This is a genomic window from Leifsonia sp. 115AMFTsu3.1, from assembly GCF_004362795.1.
In the GTDB taxonomy this organism is placed as follows: Bacteria; Actinomycetota; Actinomycetes; order Actinomycetales; family Microbacteriaceae; genus Leifsonia.
This window is the reverse complement of the sequence record NZ_SNYB01000001.1, coordinates 1,047,477-1,065,958: the sequence shown is the minus strand read 5'-3', so window position 1 is coordinate 1,065,958 and position 18,482 is coordinate 1,047,477. Positions and strand designations below refer to the sequence as shown.

Below are 18,482 nucleotides of genomic sequence, written 5' to 3'. Positions count from 1 at the left end.
GATCAGGACGAGACTTCGGCCCTTTCACTATGCATCTTGCTACGCGAGAGCTTCGACGGCCACCAGATGGCGCGGCCGATGTCGTACGACACGGCCGGGACCAGCAGGGAGCGCACCACCACCGTGTCGAGGAGCACACCGAACGCGACGATGAACGCGATCTGCACGAGGAACAGGATCGGGATGACGGCGAGCGCCGCGAAGGTCGCCGCCAGCACGATCCCGGCCGACGTGATGACGCTACCCGTCAGCCCCAGACCGCGCAGGATGCCGGGCCGCGTTCCGATGCGCAGCGACTCCTCCCGCACCCGGGTCATCAGGAAGATGTTGTAATCCACGCCCAACGCCACCAAGAAGACGAACCCGAACAACGGCACCGCCGCATCCGCCCCCGGGAAGCCGAAGACATGGTTGAAGACGAGCGCCGAGACGCCGAGCGCCGCCGCGTACGACAGCACGACGCTGCCGATGAGGATCACCGGCGCGACGATCGACCGGAGCAGCAGCATCAGGATGAGAAGGATCACCGCGAGCACGATCGGGATGATCTTGATCAGGTCGCTCTGCGCCGTCTCGTTGGTGTCGAGCGCGATGGCGGTGACTCCGCCCACGAGCACCGAGCCGTCGGTCGACAGCGATTCCCGGAGTCCCTTCACGACCTTCTCGGCTTGAGCGGAGTCGGGCTCGGAGGCGAGGGTCGCCTGGATCAGCACGTGGCCGTCCTTCACGACGGGGTCGGCCGGAGTTCCGGGCTGGGGCCGACCTCCTCCGGTGTAGTAGGCGGCCGACGCGATGCCGTCCGTCTTCTCGGTCGCGGTGAGCACCGCCTCCGCTTCGCTCTCCGGCGCGACGATGAGCACCGGCGAGCCGGAACCGGCGTCGAAGTGCTTGGCGACCACGGCCTGGCCGTCGACGGCATCGGACTGCGACAGAATGACGTCGGTCTGCTGCACGCCGTTCGCCTTCAGCTGCGTGAGCCCCAGGGCACACGCCACGAGCAGGACGAACGACACGATCCAGGTGACGCGCGGGCGGCGGGCGATGAGGCCGCCGACGCGTCGCCAGACGCCGCGAACTCCTTCGAGGCCGGTCAGCGTGGTGCCGTCGGCGTGCTTGTGCGCGTGCCCGCCGACGACCGGCCGGAACGGCCAGAACGACGCCCGCCCGAACACGGCGAGCAGGGCGGGCAGGAAGGTCAGCGCCGAGAACAGGGAGAAGACGATGCCGATCGCCGCGATCGGTCCGAGGCTCTTGTTCGAGTTCAGGTCGGAGAAGAGCAGGCACAGCAGAGCCAGGATCACGGTCGCACCGGAGGCGACGATCGGCTCGAACGACGCCTTCCACGCGCGCAGGATGGCCACCCACCGCGACTCCTCGACCTCGAGCGCCTCCCGGTAGCGCGAGACGAGCAGCAGCGAGTAGTCGGTCGCCGCACCGATGACGAGGATCGACAGGATGCCCTGGCTCTGGCCGGACAGCTTGATCCATCCCCAGAGGGCGAAGAGGTAGACGATGAGGATCGCCGCGCACAGGGCGAAGACCGAGGTCAGCAGCACCAGGAACGGCAGGAGCAGCGCTCGGTAGACGAGCAGGAGGATGACGAAGACCGCCGCGACGGCGACCAGCAGCAGGATGCCGTCGATGCCCCCGAAGGCGTTCACGAGATCCGCAGTCAGGCCGGCAGGACCGGTGACCCATGCCTGGGCACCCTCGGGCACGGCGCCGTCTGCCACCGTGCGGAGGTCGGCGACCACGGTCTTCAGTTCGTCGGAGTCGGAGATCGGGACGATGTACTCGACGGCGCGCCCGTCCTCGGAGGGGATGGGGCCGGCGACGCTCGTGGGCTGCCCCTCGGGTGCCGGCTCCACACCGTCGACTCCGCCCAGCTTCGTGCCGAGATCGGCGTAGGTGGTGCCCAGCTCGCTCTTCGGAATAGCCTCGTCGGCCTCGACGACGACGATCGCCGGGATGGAGCCGGAGTCCGTGAACCGCTTCTGCCAGTCCTGCACCTCGGTCGACTCGGCGCTGGCCGGGAGGAACGCCGCCTGGTCGTTGCTGGAGACACCGGACAGCTTGCCGAAGGTCGGACCGCCGATACCGGCGAGTACGAGCCAGATGAGCACCAGCACGGTCGGCACGACGATGCGCAGCCAGCGCGCCGGCACCCGTGCCGGCGCGGTCCGCTCGGGGGCTTCCTTCGACACTTCGCCTCCTGATTACTAGATGAGCTAGCAATCACCATACCGTGGATGCGGCCGAGCGTCCACGCGGAGGCCCGCGGGCGTCAGTCCACCAGTTCCGCCCCTGCGTGCGCCAGCTCCGCGAGGGCCGCCTGCGAGGACGTCTCCGCCACTCCGGCGACCAGCGAGGTCAGCACGCGCACGCGCTGGCCGTGGGCGAGCGCATCCAGTGCCGATGCCCGAACGCAGTAGTCGGTCGCGATCCCCGTCACGTCGATGGTGTGGATGCCGCGCTCCTCGAGGATCTCGTGCACGGTCGCGCCCTCCTCCGTACGGCCCTCGAAGAGCGAGTACGCCGGGACGCCCTGGCCCTTGCGGACGTGGAACGTCACGCGGGAGGTGTCGAACGCCGGGTGATACTCGGCGCCGGGAGTACCCGCGACGCAGTGCCGCGGCCAGCTCTCCACGAAATCCGGCTCGTCGTCGGTCGCGAAATGGCCGCCGTTGTCGTTGTCGGCGTCGTGCCAGTCGCGGCTGGCGACGATCACCTCGTACTCGTCGGCGTGTTCCTGGAGGAAGGCGGTGACGCCCGCCGCGACCGCGGCCCCTCCGTCGACGCCGAGCGCGCCTCCCTCGGTGAAGTCGTTCTGCACGTCCACGATGAAGAGCGCCTTGCCCATTCCCGTCCTCCCGGTGATGGTCGTCGCTGCGCCGGCAGGCTCAGCCGTTGGAGAGGTTGTCACCGCACTTGTAGAAGCCGGTGACGAGCGTGTCGATCGCCTGTTTCGCGTTGTCGCTCACCGGTCCGAGCGCGAATACAGCGAAGGTCAGGGGTGTGCCGTCGGCCGCGTTGATGATGCCGGAGAGGGTGTACCCGTTGTCGATCCAGCCGGTCTTGGCGAACACCGCGCCGCGCGCGACGGAGTTGGCTCCGGTGAACCGGTTGTAGCCGGGGCCGAGCGTTCCCGACTGGCCGGCCACGGGCAGTCCGTCGTAGACGACGCCGAGGCCGTTCTGGCGGTTGAGCACCTTGATGAACAGCTGCGTCAGGTACGACGGCGGAACGGCGTTGTCACCGCTGAGGCCGGAGCCGTCGGCGATGTGGATGCCTGCGGTGTCGATCCCGTAGCCCTTCAGCCCGGCGAGCACGCCGGCGTTCAGCGCGTCGAAGGTGTTGCCCGCGCCGTTCTTGATGGCGACGAGGCGGGCGAGCTCCTCCATGATCGTGTTGTCGGAGACGCGCATCGCCTGATCGATCAGAGTCGTGACCGGCTGCGACTGGACGACGCCCAGCTGGCGAGCACCGGCCGGCGCGACGCCCTGGCTCACGCCGACATTGGTGCCGAGGTACTGCTGGAAGTACTGCACGGCGCGACCCACCGGATCGGTGCTGCGCGGCGACTCGACGGCGGTCGGGTCGTCGCGGTCGCCGTCGACCATGAGCGCCGTCATGTACGGGGTCGAACCCTCGACGACGCGCTCCTCGCGCTCGTCCCAGCTCGGCTGCCAGAAGGGAGCTCCGAAGAGGGTCGCGTCCACCACGATCGAGGTGATCTGCTGGCCGCCCATGGCCTGCTTCACCTGGTTGGCGAGGTCCTGGATCTTCGGCGCTCCGGTGTAGAAGGACGCCTGACCGTCGGGCAGCCGCGACAGGGTCACATCCCCGCCGCCGACGATGACGACCTGGCCGGGCGTGCTGCCGGCAACCACGGTCGTCGAGACGCGGTAGTCGGGACCGAGGGTCGCGAGGGCTGCGGCCGACGTGAGCGTCTTGAGCACGGAGGCGGTCGGGCCGGGCTTCACGCCGTTGCGATCGAACAGGGTTTGACCCGTCTTGGCGTTGACGACCTGCGCCTCGAGGTTGCCGAGGCGGCCGTCGGCCGCGAGACCGGCGACCGAGCAGGTGCGGACGCGCGTCGCGGCGGCCTGGTTCGCCGGAACGGGACGCGCCGGGTCGACGGTCGGGGTGGGTGTGGGGGTGGCGGTCGCCGTACGGGTCGGCGAGGGGGTCGCGCTGCTGACGGGTCCCGCCGCGGCTGCCGGCGAGCCGACGGTGGCCCCGAGCGCGACACTGCCGCCTCCGAGCAGCAGGAAGACGACGGCGGCCGCTGCGGCCATCCACGTCTTCGGGTGCTTCCGGATCGTCGCGAGCACCCCGGCCGCAACACCCGACAGGCCGGCGGCTTTCGCAGGCCGCGCGGCAGCGCGACGGCCGGAACCTGTGGTCGCGGCCGGCTCCGAGCCGGCTGCGGAGTCGGCGAGCGGAGTGGGAGTGGTCGGGAGGTTCGACGGGTCGGGTCCGGTGACCGGCTGATCCGATTCGTGCATCCGGGTATGTTACCTGGGCTTTCTGAATGCTGCTACGCTCCCTCGGCCGGCGAACGCGACGATTCCTCCAGATCCAAAAGGGAACGATCCGCGCGCCTGCGGATAGTAGAGGGTATGAGCACGGATCGTTTCGAGGCTGACGGGAGCCGTCCGTCACTTCTTCTTGTGGAGCGCGTCCGGCTTGTGCACGGCCTCCTTGCCGGTCTTGTCGCTCTTCACGAGGTACTGCGGGTCGTCCTTCGACGCCCGTACGGCCCGTCCGGCCGCTTCGGTGTCGTCGGTGAGCTTCTTCTCGACCTCGCCCGGCACATCCACGCCGTGCGAGGACCACTCGACATGGTCGCCATGCTTCAGTTCGTCCGCCATGACCGCAGCAAACCACCGACAGCGACCGTGCGCGAGGGTCAGGGCACCGCGGTGACGAGGAAGTTGTCGAAGCGCACCGTGACCGGCGTCGCCGTCGCGGAGGCGGAGAGGTACGCGCGGAGTCCGACACCCCCGGCCGACTGCAGGCCTGCCGTCGAGTCGGTCGCCGTGACCTGCCACGCGGCCGGCTCGGCCTGGGTCGACGGCCAGACCTTCGCCCGCAACGTCGTAGGTGAGGAGCCGACAGCCTGGACCCGCAGCGAGAGCTGCTGCCCCGCGCTGTAGGTCAGCCCGCTGACAGGCACTGCCTGCAGCGTCGTTCCGTTGGCGAGCAACTGCACCTGCACGGCTCCGCTGGCGCTGAGCCAGGCACGACCCTCGTACACGGCCGAACCGAGCTGCCGTCCGATCGCCGAGACGAAGATCCCGCCGCCGGTCGGGGCGAAATCCGTCGTGAAGGTGACCGTAGTGTCCGTCCGGCTCGACGACACGCTGCCGAGCGTCTCGGTCCGGGTCGAGCCGGCCGGGACGTTCATCCGTGCGGTGCCGGACGAGACCGTGTAGAAGGATGCCGTGCCCGAAGCGGTCCACGCGCCGCCGACTTCCGCAGATCCCCATCCACTGGTCAGCGTCCGCTCGAAGCCGTCCTTCGCGACCGTGCTTCCGCTGGTCGCTGCGACGGTCACCTGGCGCGTGGTCGACGCGGTGGCGCCGACGTTGTCCGCCACGGTCAACGTGATCGTGTAGGTGCCGGCGTTCGCATAGGTGTGTCCGGCGGTCGCCCCGGTGGCCGTGCCGCCGTCTCCGAAGTTCCAGTTCCACGAGGCGATCGCGCCGTCGGGGTCGCTCGATGCGTTGCCGTCGACCGCGACCGCGAGGCCGTTCGTGCCGGCGGTGAAGCTCGCCGTCGGCGGCTGGTTCGCGCCGCCGCCGAGGATCACGACGCGGTTGCCGGTCCGGGCGATCCGATTCCCGTCAGGGTCCGTGACCGTCAGCGTGTACGTGTGCGCGCTGCCGCCGGCGAGTCCGGTGTCGGTGAAGGACATCCCGGGCCGGTTCCAGAAGGTGGAGGTGCGGGTGACCTGGGAGATGGGATGCGCCGTGTCGCCGTCCCGTGCCAGTGCGTACGTGAGGGAGACGTTGTCCTGGTCGTACGTCGCCGTCCAGCTGATCTTCGCCTGCCCGGCCGTCGGCGAGGTGGCGTTCGGTGTCAGCGCCGTGTTGTTGTTCGGGCCCGTGGTGCTGCGCACGACCGAATCGGCCGCGAAGCGGGTGAGGCCGTATTGGGCCGTCCCGTTGACGGCCGGGAACTCGCCGCCGACGACGAGGTAGCGGCTGTCTCCCGCAACGCTCCATGCCGCCTGACCCTGACCGGTGTACGACCCCGTCACGTAGTCGGGGAACCAGTTGAGGAGAGTCGGCGACGGCTGGCCGCGGAAGTTCGCGTACGACGAGTTGCCGTCGTTGGTCAGCGTCCCGGTGCGAGCTTTCGAGAACGCGATCGTGTGGTGGAACGTACGCGGATTGGTCTCGGGGAAGCCGCCGACATTGCGGCAGTCATGCGGGTGGCCGGCCGCATACAGCGCATTGTTGAGCGGAACGATCGAGTAGGTGTCGCCGTGGCAGTCCTCCAGCCAGATCAGGGCGCCCGTCACGCCGTCCGCCGCGAAACTCCCTTCGAGGTTGCCCCCGCTGCCGAACACGTAACCGGAGCCGTAGACCCGGTCGCTGGTCGCCTGGAGGGAGGTGATGCTGGCGTTCGCTCCGGCATCCCGGACCACGCTGTTCGCGGGGAAGGGCAGGGCCGAGCCGTTCGAACCGCTCAGCATCGCGAGCCCGTAGTGCGCGGATCCGTTGACGTTCTTGAAGCGGCCACCGGCGTAGACGCGGTTCCCGTCCGGGCTCACCGCGAGCGCGTCGACCACGTTGTCTGCCGATGCCGACCAAGAGGTGACGAGCGACCCGTTGGAGGCGTCGATCTTGGCGATGTAGCCGCGGGAGACGCCGTTCACGCTGGAGAACGTGCCACCGGCGTAGACGGCCGTGTTCGTCACCGCGAGTGCACGGACCTGGCTCTCCATGACGGGCCGGAATGAGCTGATGGGTTGGCCGGTGGCCGTGCTGATCGCCACGATGCGGTAGTAGGTGGCTCCGGCTGCCGACGTGAAGTCGCCGCCGATATACACGCGGGAACCGTCGGGGGATGCCGCGATCGCCAGCGCCTGCCCGTTCAGCGGCACGTTGATGCTCGTGATGAGGGCGCCCGTCGTGATGTTGTAGGCGAGGAAGTTGCTCCGCGGGGTGGTGTTCGATCCGGCGGGCGAACCGGCCGGGCGCGCCGTGCCGAACTTGCCCGCGACATACACCGTGTCGCCGACGACGGTCTGCGCCCAGGCGACGCCGTCGATCTGGACGGTGGGAAGCGCGGTCGCCCCCACGGTGGGCGGAGAAGCGGGGTCATTCGGATCGGGTGGCATGGTGTCCGCCGACGCCGGGCCTGCGACACCTCCCCCGATCAGCAGCAGCGCGCTCAGCACCGCGGTGAACAGCCCGAGCGCACGCGCCCGGCGGGACTTCGATGTTGCATCCATGACAGCCTCGGGCAGACTTGATTGATCCTCAGTTTGTGCCCTCAGGCTACTCCGAGGGGCGCGCATGTGCACGAGGAATCTGTCCGGATGTTCGGAAGAAGGAAGTGATGGAGCCGCCCAAGGGAATCGAACCCTTGACCTTCTCATTACGAGTGAGATGCTCTGCCGACTGAGCTAGGGCGGCGTGGGCCGGACTTCCGTCCGACGCACAGGAAGATAGCTTACCCGATCATGCGGGGTGCTGCCGACCATGCCGGGACGGCGTCAGCGGACCTGCGTTCCGAGCGCTGAGAGCTGCTCGAACGAGCTGCGCAGGCGGTCGGAGAGCGGCTCGACGCCGCCGTGGTCGGCCCAGCAGGACCACGCGTGCCGCATACCCGCGAAGGCCACGTAGGTCACCAATCGGGCGCGCTGGTGCAGGGCTTCCTCGTCGGCAGCGAGAGCCGGGTCGTCGTGCGCGAGGCGGCGCTGGACGACGCCGCTCAGCGCATCCTCGAACTTGTGCATGCTGGCCATGCGCAGCGCGAAGAGCTCCGGGTTGTCCTTGAGGAGGGCCCGACGGAGGGTGTGCAGGCGATGGACGCTCTCGGGCGCCTGGGGCGCTTCGGCTTCCCCGTCGACGGTCTCGCCCAGGTCGATCGCGGCGACCAGCAGGGTGCTGATTCCGTCGAGGATCGGCTGGCTCGGCCCCGCGGAGATGAACTCCTCGATGGTCTCCTCGTCCGGGAGCTCCGGGAGTTCGCCGATGATGGCGGACTCCTTCGAGGGGAAGTAGTTGAAGAAGGTCCGCGGCGAGACGTTCGCGACGTGACTGATCTCGTCGATCGTCACGCGGTCGAATCCGCGCTCGCTGGCGAGCTCGACGGCGGCGAACTGGATCGCGCGACGGGTTGCGATGCGCTTCCGCTCGCGGAGTCCGAGCTCGTTCAGCGTGGAATCGGGGGCCACTGACACGACTTCGATTATTTCACTCCCTGCAAAATTGCACCACTCACCCGAACGGCGGACGCCGACGGATCAGCAGGTCTTCCCGTCGGTCGGAACGGTGCCGTTGACGAGGTAGTCGTCGACCGTGTCGTTCACACAGGAGTTGGACTTGTTGTACGCGGTGTGCCCCTCGCCCTTATAGGTGAGCAGGTGCCCGTTCTGCAGCTGGGAGGCGAGATTCTTGGCCCACACGTACGGCGTCGCGGGGTCGTTGGTGGTGCCGACGACGAGGATGGGCGCCGAGCCGTCCGCGGAGATCGGCCCGCGCTGTCCGGTCGACTGGTACGGCCAGTTGGCGCAGCCGATGTCGCCGTAGGCCATGTACGGGCCGATCACGGGGGCCGCCTTGGCCAGTTCCGCCGCCTGCTGGCGCATGAGCGCGGGATCGGCGTCGTAGGTGTAGTCCAGGCAGTTGATGGCGACGAACGCCTCGGTGGAGTTGTCCGAGTACGTGCCGTCGGCGTCGCGGTTGTTGTAGGTGTCCGCCAGCGAGAAGGCGACGGATGCGCTCCCCTTCATCACCGACTCGAACAGCTTGTCGAGGTACGACCACGCGGTCGCGTCGTACAGCGGCGTGATGATCGCCGTCACGAGGGTGTTCGCGCCGAGCTCGCGACCGTCGGAGTTGCGGATCGGGCTCTTCTCGACCGACGCGAGCAGCTGCCCGACCGTGCTCATCGCGTCGTCCACCGTGCCGGTGAACGGGCAGTCCTTCCGGGTCAGGCAGTCGGTCAGGTAGGCGCGCAGCGCGCTCTCGAATCCCTTGGCCTGCACCTCGGTCACGTCGAAGTTCGTCGCGGCGGGATCGAGCGCGCCGTCCAGCACGAGCCGCCCGGTCTTTCCCGGGTACAGCCCCGCGTACACGGCGCCCAGGTAGGTGCCGTACGAGTAGCCGAGGTAGTTGAGCTTCTTGTCCCCGAGCGTCGCCCGGAGCAGATCGAGGTCGTGCGCGGCGCTGACCGTGTCGACCTTCGGCAGCGGAGCGCCGGTGTTCTTCTTGCACGCCTCGCCGAAGTCCTTGGCGATGGTGGTGTTCTCGGCGATCCACTGGTCGGAGCCGCGCTCACCGGGGGTGATGCCGTACAGGTACTGGTCCATCTGCTCGGCGTCGTAGCATTTCACCGCAGTGGACCGGCCGACGCCGCGCGGGTCGAAGCCGACGATGTCGAAGTGCTGCTGGAGGGTGTCGTCGGCGACGAAGTCGACCGAGTCCTTGACGAAGTCGAAGCCGGATGCGCCGGGGCCGCCGGGATTGGTGAGCAGCGAGCCCTGCTTGGTCCCCTTCGCGGGCTGACGGATGAGCGCGAGCTCGACGTCGCCCTTGCCGGGGTGGTCCCAGTCGAGAGGGGCTTTGACGGTCGTGCACTGCTTGCCGCCGCTGCAGTTCGTCCAGTGCAGCACCTGGCTGTAGTACGGCTGCAGCTCGGCGGAGACGTCGTCAGGAGCGGGAGTGGACGTCGTCACCGTCTTCGCGGGCAGGAACCAGGTCACGCAGCCGCTGAGGGTCAGGGCGACGACGGCGGCGAGCGCAACGGCCGCGGTGCGGGCGGTGCGCCGTCTCGCGGCCTGGTCGCGTACCGGGGCACGGCCGGGTCGGGTGATCACAGGTCGGTCCCCTTTCGAGCGGTCGTGCCGCGCAGGATGGTGGTCAGCATGGCCTCGAGGGCGAGGGCCGGGGCGACGTTGCCGTCGATGCGCTCACGCGCGGTCGCGACGGCGTCCATCGCGGCGAGCGTAGCGGCCGGAGTCGTGTGGGTGCTGAGAGCGTCCAGCTCGGCGCGCAGCTCGCGGTTCACCAGTTCGCTGTCGCTGCCGAGCTGGATCATCATCACGTCGCGGTACAGCGAGAGCAGGTCGACGAGGATGCGGTCGATCCCGTCGCGGAGGCTGCGGGTCGCTCGGCGCTTCTGATCCTCTTCGAGCTGGCGCAGCTGGCCGCGGAGCGCCGGGGGGATCGTCCCGCCCGGCTCGATTCCGAGCGAGCGCAGGGCGTGCTCGCGCTCCTCGGCATCCCTCTCCTCGGTGATCGCCTTCGCGTCGGCGCCGGCGATCTCCAGCAGGGTCGCCGCCGCGAGGACGGCGTCGGAGACGGAGCGGATTCCGAGGGCCAGCTCGAGCGTCTGCTCGCGCCGGCGGCGGGCCTCCTCGTGGGTGGCGAGGCGATGCGCCATGCCGATGTGGCTCTGCGCGTGGCGGGCAGCGCGCTCCGCGGTCTCCGCATCCACTCCGTCCCGCCGCTGGATGAGGCGGGCGACATCGTCGACGCTGGGCACCCGCAGCCGCACGGTGCGGACCCGGGAGCGGATGGTCGGGAGAAGGTCGGCGTCGCTCGGCGCGCAGAGGATCCAGACGGTCCGCTCCGGCGGCTCCTCGAGCGCCTTCAGCAGGACGTTGGAGGTGCGTTCGGTCATCCGGTCGGCGTCTTCGATCACCATCACGCGGTATCTGCCGACCGACGGCGCGAACTGCGAGCTGGCGACGAGGGCGCGGACCTCGTCGATGGAGATGATGACGCGCTCGGTGCTCAGGACGGCGAGGTCGGGGTGGGTGCGGGCGTCGACCTGACGGCGCGTGGCGAGGTCGCCTTCGGGCGTGCCGGGGCTGAGCAGCGCTGTCGCGAAGGCGTATGCGAGGTTCGATCGGCCGGAGCCGGGCGGGCCGGTGATGAGCCAGGAGTGCGTCATCCCGCGGCCGGGAGCACCGGCTCCGTTGCCTGCGGCGGAGCCGATCGCGGCAGCGCGGACGACCTCGATCGCCTCGTCCTGCCCCGTGAGCTCGTCCCACACCGTCATGGTGTCCAGGCTAGCTGGCACGACGGACACGCTTGCTCGGTCTCCGCACGACGGTCCTCAGACGCGCAGGTCGAGGCGGTCGCGGATCTCCGCGGCGATCTCCTCGACGGGCCGGCTCGCATCCACGACCAGGAAGCGCTCGGGCTCCTGCTCGGCCAGCGCGAGGTAGCCGGCGCGGACGCGGGCGTGGAAGTCCGAGCGTTCCGCCTCCAGGCGGTCGTACCGGGTGCGCGCGGAGTCGAGCCGGGTGCGCGCGGTGTCCTCGTCGAGGTCGAGCAGGATGGTGAGGTCCGGCAGCAACCCCTCGGCCGCCCACAGGGACAGGTCGCGGATCTGCTGCGCGTCAAGGACCCGCCCCGCGCCCTGGTAGGCGACGGAGGAGTCGATGTACCGGTCCTGAACGACGATGTCGCCGCGGGACAGGGCCGGACGGACCACCGTGGCGATGTGGTGAGCACGGTCGGCTGCGTAGAGGAGTGCCTCGGCACGCGGCGCGATGTCTCCGCGGTGGTGGAGGACGATCTCGCGGATCTCGACGCCGGCGTCCGTGCCGCCCGGCTCGCGGGTGCGCACGACGGTGCGGCCGCGCCCGGTGAGCCACTCCTCCAAGAGCGCCGCCTGCGTGGACTTTCCGACCCCGTCGCCGCCCTCGAGCGTGATGAAGAGGCCCTCGCTCACTCGGCGGACTTCTTCGCCGCAGCGGTCGTGGACTTCTTGGCCGCCGGCTTCTTGGCGGCGGGCTTCTTGGCCGTCGTCTTGGCGGTCGTCGTCTTGGCCGCAGCGGTCTTCCGCGCCGGCTTCTTGGCCGGTCCCTTCGCTCGCTTGTCGGCGAGCAGCTGGACCGCGCGGTCGAAGTCGACCTCGTCCACGGTCTCGCCGCGCGGGATCGTGGCGTTGGTCTCACCGTCGGTGACGTACGGGCCGAAGCGGCCGTCCTTCACGCGGATCGGCTTGCCGCTGACCGGATCGGCGTCGAACTCCTTGAGAGCGCTCGACGCCCGGCGGTTGCCGTACTTCGGCTGGGCGAACAGCTCCAGCGCGCCCGGCAGGTCGATGTCGAAGATGTCATCCTCGCTCGGGAGCGACCGGGTGTCGGCGCCCTTCTTGAGGTACGGGCCGTAGCGACCGTTCTGCGCCTGGATCTCTTCGCCGCTCTCCGGGTCGGCTCCCACGACCCGCGGGAGGTCGAGCAGTTTGAGCGCGGTGTCGAGGTCGAGGGTCGCCAGATCCATCGATTTGAAGAGGGATGCCGTGCGCGGCTTGGCGGCGGCGGTCTTCTTGGTCTTCGCCGGCTCCTTCACCTCACCGGTCTTGGGATCGGCTGCCGCTTCGTCCTCGGGGTCGGCCTCGGTGACGTACGGTCCGAAGCGGCCGTCCTTGGCGAGGACGAGCTTGCCGTTGTCGGGGTTCGTCCCGAGCACGCGGTCGGTCTGGACCGGCGCCTCGATCAGCTCGTGCGCCTTGGCAGGCGTGAGCTCGTCGGGAGCGAGCTCCGGCGGGATGTTGACGCGGCGCGGCTGGGCGTCGGGACCGGCATCGGGCTCGGACACCTCGAGGTAGGGGCCGTACTTGCCGATGCGGAGCGTCACTCCGTCGTCGATGGCGATGGAGTTGATGCTGCGGGCGTCGATGTCGCCGAGGTTGTCGATGACCCGTCGGAGACCCTTGTGCTTGTCGCTGCCGAAGTAGAAGCTGTTCAGCCAGTCGATGCGCTCGGCCTCGCCATCGGCGATGCGGTCGAGGTCATCCTCCATCTCGGCGGTGAAGTCGTACTGCACCAGGTCGCCGAAGTAGTCCTCGAGCAGCCGGACGACCGAGAAGGCGACCCAGCTGGGGACGAGGGACTGGCCGCGCTGGGTCACGTATCCGCGGTCGATGATGGTGGAGATGATGCTCGCGAAGGTGGAGGGGCGCCCGATCCCGAGCTCTTCGAGCGTCTTGACGAGGCTCGCCTCCGTGTAGCGCGGTGGCGGGGTGGTCTCGTGGCCGTCGGCGGCGATGTCGCGGACGGTCAGAGCCTGCTTCTCGGTGAGCGGCGGAAGCTTGGCCTCGGCCGAGTCGCTGCTGTTGCGCTCCTCGTCCCGGCTCTCCTCGTAGGCGTTCAGGAAGCCTCGGAACGTGATCACGGTGCCGCTGGCCGTGAACTCGGCCACGGTGCCGTCGAGCGGTCCTTCCGAGACGCGCGCCTCGACGGTGACGGATGCCGTCTGGCCTTTCGCGTCGGCCATCTGGGAGGCGACGGTCCGCTTCCAGATCAGCTCGTACAGACGCAGCTCGGGTCCGCGCAGCGAGCGCTCCAGCTCGGCAGGGGTGCGGAAGGTCTCGCCCGACGGACGGATCGCCTCGTGCGCCTCCTGCGCGTTCTTGCTCTTGGATGCGTAGGTGCGCGGCTTGTCGGGGACCGTCTCCGGACCGTACAGCTTCGCCGCCTGCGTCCGCGCAGCGTTCGTCGCCTGCTGCGACAGCGACGCGGAGTCGGTGCGCATATAGGTGATGTACCCGTTCTCGTAGAGAGTCTGCGCGACACTCATCGTCTGCCGCGCGGAGAAGCGGAGCTTGCGCGCCGCCTCCTGCTGGAGGGTCGAGGTGGTGAACGGGGCGGCGGGGCGCCGCGAGTAGGGCTTGGAGTCGACCTTGGAGACGGCGACGGTCGTGCTCGGCTGACGGATCGCCGCCGCGAGCGTGGTCGCGGAGGCCTCGTCGAGCGTCCGGGCTTTCGTGGTGAGGCGGCCGTGGTCGTCGAAATCGCGGCCGGTGGCGACGCGGTCGCCGTCGATCCGGGCGAGGCGTGCCTCGAAGGCGTTCGCGTCTTCCGGAGCCAGCTGTGCGGTCAGCCCCCAGTACGAGGCCGGGACGAACGCCAGGCGCTCGCGCTCGCGGTCGACGACGAGCCGGGTGGCCGCGGACTGGACGCGACCGGCCGAGAGGCCTGGTCCGACCTTGCGCCAGAGGACGGGGGACACCTCATAGCCATAGAGCCGGTCGAGGATGCGGCGGGTCTCCTGAGCGTCGACCAGAGCCGTGTCGATCTCGCGGGTGTTGTCGCGAGCCTTCTCGATGGCCTCGCGGGTGATCTCGTGGAAGACCATCCGCTTGACGGGCACCTTGGGCTTCAGCACCTCGACGAGGTGCCAGGCGATGGCCTCTCCTTCGCGGTCCTCATCCGTTGCGAGGAGGAGTTCGTCGGCGTTCTTGAGAGCACGCTTGAGGTCGGCGACCGTCTTCTTCTTCTGGTCGGACACCACGTAGTAGGGCTCGAACTCGTTCTCGACGTCGACGGAGAACTTGCCCAGCGACCCCTTCTTGAGCTCGGGCGGCAGGTTCTTCGGCTCGATGAGGTCGCGGATGTGCCCGACCGAGGCCATGACCTCGTAGCCGTCGCCGAGATACTGGGCGATCGACTTCACCTTGTTCGGAGACTCGACGATGACGAGCTTCTTCGTGTCAGGCACCTGACTCCTCTTATATATGCACACACTGTGTCGCCACAGCTCACGGTTGTCGTCACGACTGGACCGGCGTGGCGCGCTCCCCCTGAAGGCGCCGATCCATTGTTGGGATGGTCCGTGCGGCCGACAGGCAAACCATACACACCTTCGCCGCTTGTCCGCCTAATCGAGTGTTCGGCGTTCGCCGTCGGCGCAGCCCAGGCGAACGCCCTCCCCGCGCCGGACCGAACGGACGGCCCCAGGGACGGAGCACCCACCGACCCTATGCCGACGATCCCGTGGGGAGGACAATACGTGTATGGCAACGACGATGATGTACACCGCCAAATTGATCGACGGACCTCTGGAGGGCAAGACGATCTCGACCGGTTTCCTCGACTCCGGCGACGCCCGCCCTCGCCTGGAGATCTCGGCACCCGTGGGCTCCAAGCACTACCTCTATGTGAGAGCGTCGGGGGCCGAGCTCGAATACGCTTCCGACGACGGCCGCGGGCAGCGCCCCACCGCCGTCTCATACCGCTACCTCGAGACCGTCTTCGACTGATCGGAACCCGTCGGCGTCGCGCGGACACCTCCGGCTTCGGAACCTACCCGCCGGGCGGTCCGGCACGCGCCGATGCCGTCGAGGCAAAGGCGAGGTACGGGGTGGATGTGGTCACGGTGACCACCGTCCCGTTCTGATCGCAGTCGGTCATCGCCGCTCCGTTCAGCTGCGCGATGCTCTGGGCCACGTCGCAGGGCACCCCTCCCGCACGGCCGCTCGCCACGTCGGCGCCGGCAAGCGCCGCCAGGTCGGCCGCCATGGCTGCGCGCGCGTGCGCCGCTCCGGCTCCGACCACCGCGACTCCGCCCGTCGACACCGTGACGATCGCGCACACCGCTGCGAGCGCGAGCACCGAGCCGCTCCCCCCGTCCGAATGCAGTGCAGCCACGACCGCCGACCGGCAACCGGGCGACTCGGACACCCTCCCCTTCATCCCGCCTCCGCCTCGTCCAGGGCGCACGCCCTCGCGCTGAGCAGGACGCCGAGACGGCTGAGAACCGTGTCGCCTGCCGCCGTCAGTCGAACGCATACGGTCCGCCCCTCCCTCTCGACCATCGCTGTCGCTCCAGCCGGGATCGAACCACCCGGGTCGTCTCCCCTGCCCTCCAACCGCGCTGCCACGGCCGCCCCGGCCGCGAGCGATCCGTACTGAACCGCTCCATGGAGAGCGCCGATGCAGAGCGCGAGACACGCGAGCACCGCCGGGAGTACGACCGCGAACTCGGCCGTCACGCTGCCCCGCTCGTCGCGGAGGTCTCGGACGGACGCCACGCGGACCGTCATCCGCCCGACAGCGCACGATGCACCAGGTCGGAGAGGATTCCTTTCACTTCATCGCCCTTCAACAGGGCGACAAGGAGCCCGGCGAACCCGACAGCGGCCAGGATCGTGATGGCGTATTCGGCGGTCGCCGCGCCCCGGTCGTCGGCGAGTCGTCGCCGGAACCGTCGGCCGAATCGTCGCCCGAGTCGCCGCAGCGCGGATCGCCCGTCGCTGCCGAGGGAACGCGGAACGCCCTCGCCCGTTCGTTCTTCGATCGTCATGTGCTTCATGACTCCATCCTTCGGTTCGGGGCCGCCTGGCGGATGCGGGACGGCCGATCTGTGGACAGTCATCACAGACCCGCGGTTGTGGACGACAACAGGGACAGCACCAGCGGCGCGACGGCCAGCAAAACGAAGCTGGGGAGGACACAGGCGCCCACGGGCACCATCAGCCGGACGCCGAGCGTGGTTGCGCGTCGACGACCCTCGGCCCTGGCCGTTCGGCGCTGCTGGCGCGCGGCGGCGGTCAGCAGCTCGCCGGCGGGTGCCCCGGCCGCGGAGGCCAGCCGGAGTACTCGTGCGGCACCTCGCTCATCCAGCGAGCCAAGCCCGGATTCCTCCGCGGCCTCTCTCACGATCTCCCGCGCCGCGCCGATCGACACGCCACCGGCCAATCCGACGGCGATGAGCTCCTCGGCAAGCCCCTGCGGCAGCGGGCGTGCGACCGCGCATGTGACCAGTGCACGCATCCACCACCGGCCGGCCAGCATGAGCAGAACGCCAGCACCGACGGATATCGCGCCGGGTGCCGACCCCAGTGCGCCCACGAGGTCCGCTCCGAGCGCTCCAGCCAGTACCGCCCCGACCGCCGGCAACCACGAGACGAGCCGCGCCGTCGCGCGGGGACCGCTCAGGGCGACGTCCACCTCCCGTTCCGTCTCCGCCGCGTCTCTCAGCGTCTCCGCCATCGCACGCAGCGCGTGGCCCAGCGGTGCGCCCGCCCGTTCGGCGACCCGCCACGCCACCGCGAGCATGCGGACGTCGTCGGTGTCGGCTGCCTGCAGAAGAGCGGACGCGCACGACAGCTGATGCCTGAGGGTGTTCGCGACCCGATCCGCCAGAGGATGCGCTCCGTACCCGGCAGTGGCCTCCCAGGCGGACCGCGGGGGCAGTCCCGCATCGAGCAGCACGGCGAGCGACTCGGCGAGTGCGGCGACAGCATCCGGCTGCGCTCCGGCCGGCGCGCGCGGTCGTCTCACGGTCCCGAACCGGCACAGGCGGCACCGCCGTCGCCGACCACACCGCCGCCGGCGCCGAGCGGTGTGATCGCCAACCGGCCCGCTCCATCCAGGTGCAGCCGTCCGAAGCCCGAGACCTTCCTCACGCCGTCGGCCCTCGACAGGTGCACGACCAGCCCGATCGCACTCACCGCCTGCCTCGCCAACGCGTGGTCGTCCAGCCCGGCCAATGCGCCCAGCGCCTCGAGCCGGGCGGGAACGTCCTCCAGCGAGTTCGCGTGCAGAGTCCCGGCGCCGCCGTCGTGGCCGGTATTGAGCGCGGCGAGAAGGTCACGCACCTCCTCACCCCGGCATTCGCCGAGCACGAGCCTGTCCGGGCGCATCCTCAGGGCCTCCCGCACCAGCCGGCTCAGATCGACGCCGCCGGCGCCTTCGAGATTCGGCTGCCGGGTCTCGAGACCGACGACGTGCGGATGACGGATGCGCAGCTCCGCGACATCCTCGATCACCACGATCCGCTCATCCGGCGGGGCGTTCCCGAGGAGCGCCGCCAGGAGCGTCGTCTTGCCCGCGCCGCCGGCGCCGGTGATCAGCAGGTTCGTCCTGGCGCGGACGGCCCGCAGCAGCCGATCCCGTTCGAGCGGCTCCATCCCGCCGCGGGCGACCAGCTCGTCCAGGGTCGGCTGCTCCCGCGCTGGCACGCGGATCGACAGCAGCGCGCCCCCGGTCGACACCGGCGGGAGGACCGCATGGACTCGCACGCCGCCGGTCAGCCGGACATCGACGAACGGAGTCGCCTCGTCGATGTGGCGACCACCCGCGGCGATCAGCCGAACCGCCAGCTCCCGCGCGCTCGACCGGTCTGCGCGCCAGCCGCCCTCCCGCCGTAACCCCTCCGGTGGCCCGTCGCTCCAGAGCTCCCCCGATGCGGTCACAAAGAGGTCGGTGACCCCGGGGCGCAGGAGGTAAGGAGCGAGTGGTCCGAAAGTGCGCCAGAGTCCGGGAGACTCGTCGCCGCGCTGGTGGTTCGTCATGCGACGACGCTAGAGATGCCATACCCACGGCCGGCGACTCTCCATCACATCGGTGGAGAAGCCACCACCGCATCCAGCTGTGAACAACCGCCCGGAGGAGTCGACCTGCCGGTTAAAAAAGGGGGGCCGCACCTATTGGGGGGAACAGGTGCGGCCACTGCGGCGCAGGATTGGGGGGAATCGATTGCGCCGCACGCACGAATTTACAT

16 protein-coding genes and 1 tRNA gene are annotated in these 18,482 nt (G+C 69.5%); 1 reads left to right on the top strand and 16 read right to left on the bottom strand.

Annotated elements, in window-relative coordinates; translation table 11 throughout:
• Positions 1–2 precede the first annotated feature (2 nt).
• The 11 genes from AXZ95_RS05205 to topA all read right to left on the bottom strand — a co-directional run bounded on the left by AXZ95_RS05205 (position 3) and on the right by topA (position 14,696).
• Positions 3–2,204 carry an MMPL family transporter gene (locus tag AXZ95_RS05205; RefSeq protein ID WP_018189956.1) on the bottom strand — a complete coding sequence of 734 codons (2,202 nt, stop codon included), beginning with the start codon at positions 2,202–2,204 and terminating at the stop codon, positions 3–5.
• A gap of 80 nt (positions 2,205–2,284) precedes the next feature.
• On the bottom strand, positions 2,285–2,860 hold the full coding sequence (locus AXZ95_RS05200; protein WP_018189955.1) for an isochorismatase family protein: 576 nt from the start codon (positions 2,858–2,860) through the stop codon (positions 2,285–2,287).
• 40 nt (positions 2,861–2,900) lie between these two features.
• A complete protein-coding gene (locus AXZ95_RS05195; RefSeq protein WP_018189954.1) occupies positions 2,901–4,508 on the bottom strand; it encodes a D-alanyl-D-alanine carboxypeptidase in 1,608 nt (535 codons plus the stop codon).
• A 153-nt stretch (positions 4,509–4,661) separates the two neighbouring features.
• Positions 4,662–4,874, bottom strand: a complete 213-nt coding sequence (locus tag AXZ95_RS05190) for a DUF2945 domain-containing protein (protein WP_018189953.1) — start codon at positions 4,872–4,874, stop codon at positions 4,662–4,664.
• A 38-nt stretch (positions 4,875–4,912) separates the two neighbouring features.
• Positions 4,913–7,465, bottom strand: coding sequence for a PKD domain-containing protein (locus AXZ95_RS05185; protein WP_018189952.1), 2,553 nt, complete (start codon positions 7,463–7,465; stop codon positions 4,913–4,915).
• A 108-nt stretch (positions 7,466–7,573) separates the two neighbouring features.
• Positions 7,574–7,649 (bottom strand) — tRNA-Thr (locus AXZ95_RS05180).
• Positions 7,650–7,729: 80 nt separating this feature from the next.
• Positions 7,730–8,419: a TetR family transcriptional regulator gene (locus AXZ95_RS05175; RefSeq protein ID WP_231374352.1), complete on the bottom strand. Its 690-nt coding sequence runs from the start codon at positions 8,417–8,419 to the stop codon at positions 7,730–7,732.
• A gap of 63 nt (positions 8,420–8,482) precedes the next feature.
• On the bottom strand, positions 8,483–10,057 hold the full coding sequence (locus AXZ95_RS05170) for an alpha/beta hydrolase (RefSeq protein WP_018189950.1): 1,575 nt from the start codon (positions 10,055–10,057) through the stop codon (positions 8,483–8,485).
• A complete protein-coding gene (locus tag AXZ95_RS05165; protein WP_018189949.1) occupies positions 10,054–11,244 on the bottom strand; it encodes a DNA polymerase III subunit delta' in 1,191 nt (396 codons plus the stop codon). The genes AXZ95_RS05170 and AXZ95_RS05165 overlap by 4 nt, the downstream gene beginning before the upstream one ends.
• 57 nt (positions 11,245–11,301) lie before the next feature.
• Positions 11,302–11,922, bottom strand: coding sequence for a dTMP kinase (gene tmk, locus AXZ95_RS05160; protein WP_018189948.1), 621 nt, complete (start codon positions 11,920–11,922; stop codon positions 11,302–11,304).
• Positions 11,919–14,696 carry a type I DNA topoisomerase gene (gene topA, locus AXZ95_RS05155; RefSeq protein WP_018189947.1) on the bottom strand — a complete coding sequence of 926 codons (2,778 nt, stop codon included), beginning with the start codon at positions 14,694–14,696 and terminating at the stop codon, positions 11,919–11,921. The genes tmk and topA overlap by 4 nt, the downstream gene beginning before the upstream one ends.
• Positions 14,697–14,991: 295 nt before the next feature.
• Here topA and AXZ95_RS05150 point away from each other — a divergent pair, with 295 nt between their 5' ends.
• Positions 14,992–15,237, top strand: coding sequence for a hypothetical protein (locus AXZ95_RS05150; RefSeq protein WP_018189946.1), 246 nt, complete (start codon positions 14,992–14,994; stop codon positions 15,235–15,237).
• Positions 15,238–15,280: 43 nt separating this feature from the next.
• Here AXZ95_RS05150 and AXZ95_RS05145 read toward each other — a convergent pair whose 3' ends face one another.
• The 5 genes from AXZ95_RS05145 to AXZ95_RS05125 form a co-directional block, all read right to left on the bottom strand.
• Entirely contained in the window at positions 15,281–15,625 is a 345-nt protein-coding gene (locus tag AXZ95_RS05145; protein ID WP_231374351.1) for an Rv3654c family TadE-like protein, read from the bottom strand.
• A 41-nt stretch (positions 15,626–15,666) separates the two neighbouring features.
• Positions 15,667–16,008 carry a hypothetical protein gene (locus AXZ95_RS05140; protein WP_018189944.1) on the bottom strand — a complete coding sequence of 114 codons (342 nt, stop codon included), beginning with the start codon at positions 16,006–16,008 and terminating at the stop codon, positions 15,667–15,669.
• An 8-nt stretch (positions 16,009–16,016) separates the two neighbouring features.
• Positions 16,017–16,289, bottom strand: coding sequence for a DUF4244 domain-containing protein (locus AXZ95_RS05135; RefSeq protein WP_018189943.1), 273 nt, complete (start codon positions 16,287–16,289; stop codon positions 16,017–16,019).
• A gap of 62 nt (positions 16,290–16,351) precedes the next feature.
• Complete coding sequence (locus tag AXZ95_RS05130) at positions 16,352–17,260, bottom strand: type II secretion system F family protein (RefSeq protein WP_026307063.1); 909 nt, start codon at positions 17,258–17,260, stop codon at positions 16,352–16,354.
• Positions 17,257–18,273: a TadA family conjugal transfer-associated ATPase gene (locus tag AXZ95_RS05125; protein WP_018189941.1), complete on the bottom strand. Its 1,017-nt coding sequence runs from the start codon at positions 18,271–18,273 to the stop codon at positions 17,257–17,259. The genes AXZ95_RS05130 and AXZ95_RS05125 overlap by 4 nt, the downstream gene beginning before the upstream one ends.
• Between the last annotated feature and the right edge of the window lie 209 nt (positions 18,274–18,482).